This window comes from Sabulicella flocculans (genome assembly GCF_045449635.1).
GTDB lineage: Bacteria > Pseudomonadota > Alphaproteobacteria > Acetobacterales > Acetobacteraceae > Roseococcus.
In genome coordinates, this window is record NZ_JBJJBR010000051.1 from 1 (window position 1) to 1,510 (window position 1,510).

The following is a 1,510-nucleotide window of genomic DNA, read 5'->3' on the forward strand; positions in this document are numbered from 1 at the left end:
CGGCCCGCCCGGCCCCGCCCGGCCCGCCGGCCCCGCCCAGCGAGCCCACCCCGCCGGCCGCCGCCGGCATCGGCCGCGCCACCGGGCAGGTGGTGCCGCCCGGCCCCGACCCGGCCTTCCGCAACGCCGGCCCGCCCTACCCGGAAGGCGCGCGGCTGCGCGGCGAGACCGGGTCGGTGGGGCTGGAGCTGGCGGTCGGCGCGGATGGGCGCGTGCTGAACGTGGCCATCGCCCGCTCCTCCGGCTCCCCCGCGCTGGACGAGGCGGCGCGCCGTGCCGCCCAGGCCTGGCGCTTCCGCCCGGCCACGCTGGACGGCCGGCCGGTGCCGGGCACCGTCCGCACCTCAGTCCATTTCCGCCTGAGCTGAAGGGAACGCCCATGGTCCGCCTCGACGTCATCACCACGCGCGGCGGCGACGCCGGGGAAACCTCGCTGGGCGACGGCGCGCGCGTGCGCAAGGACGCGCTGCGGGTGGAGGCCTACGGCACGGTGGACGAGCTGAACGCCTGCCTGGGCCTGCTGCGCCTGCACCTGTCGGGCGAGGCCGACGCCATGGCCGCGCGGGTGCAGAACGACCTGTTCGACCTCGGCGCCGACCTCTGCGTGCCCGGCACCGGCGAGGACCGGCTGCGGGTGAGCGACGCGCAATCCCTGCGGCTGGAGCGCGAGCTGGAGGCGATGAACGCGCGCATCCCGCCGCTGCGCTCCTTCGTGCTGCCCGGCGGCAGCCCCGGCGCCGCCCATGCCCACCTGGCCCGCACCGTGGCCCGCCGCGCCGAGCGCCTGTTGGTGGCCCTGGCGGCGGAGGAGGCGGTGAACCCCGCCGCCCTGCGCTACCTCAACCGCCTCAGCGACCACCTGTTCGTGCTGGGCCGCCACCTGAACGACGACGGCGCCCGTGACGTGGCCTGGGTGCCCGGCGCCGCGCGCTGAGGCCCCCCCCGGTGCCCGGCGGGGGCGATCCGGGGCAAGCTGCGGCCATGCTGCCGGATTCGCTTGCCGACGGGCGCGCCGCCCTGCTGGCGCTGCTGCTCGCCCTGGGCTGGAGCGCCCTGCTGCGCCGCCGCGGCGCGCTGGCCGAATGGGGCTTCGCGCTGGGGGCGCTGGCCGGCTGGGCGCTGGTGCTGGGGGTGGCGTGGGAATGGCCGCGCAGCCTGCCCGCGCGGCTGCTGCCGCTGCTGGCCGGCGGCGCCCTGCTGGGGCTGGCGGCGGCGCTGCTGCGCGGGCGCTGGGCGGCGGGGCTGCTGGGTGGCGTCGCGGCGCTGGCCGGCGGCTGGTGGCTGGCCGGCGCGCCCCTGGCCTGGAACGAGGCGCCGCGCGCCCTGCCGCTGGCGGTCGCCACCACCCTGCTGGTGGCCCTGCTGCTGACGGACACCGCGCCGCGCTTCCTGGCCCCCGGCGCCGCGCTGCTGGGCGCCGCGCTGCTGGCGCTGGCCGGCCCGCCGGGGCCCTGGGCGGCGCTGGCCGCGGTGGTGCTGGCCGCCGCCATCGGCGCGCTGCCCGCCGGCT

General features: G+C 80.2%; 3 protein-coding genes. All 3 read left to right on the plus strand.

From position 1 onward, the window contains the following. On the plus strand, positions 1-368 hold a 368-nt coding region (locus ACI6QG_RS19510; protein WP_407026249.1), incomplete at its 5' end, for an energy transducer TonB. 11 nt (positions 369-379) lie between these two features. After that, positions 380-934 (plus strand): cob(I)yrinic acid a,c-diamide adenosyltransferase, encoded by a 555-nt coding sequence (locus ACI6QG_RS19515; protein WP_407026250.1) that lies wholly within the window; start codon positions 380-382, stop codon positions 932-934. A gap of 47 nt (positions 935-981) precedes the next feature. Beyond that, on the plus strand, positions 982-1,510 hold a 529-nt coding region (locus ACI6QG_RS19520; RefSeq protein ID WP_407026251.1), incomplete at its 3' end, for a hypothetical protein.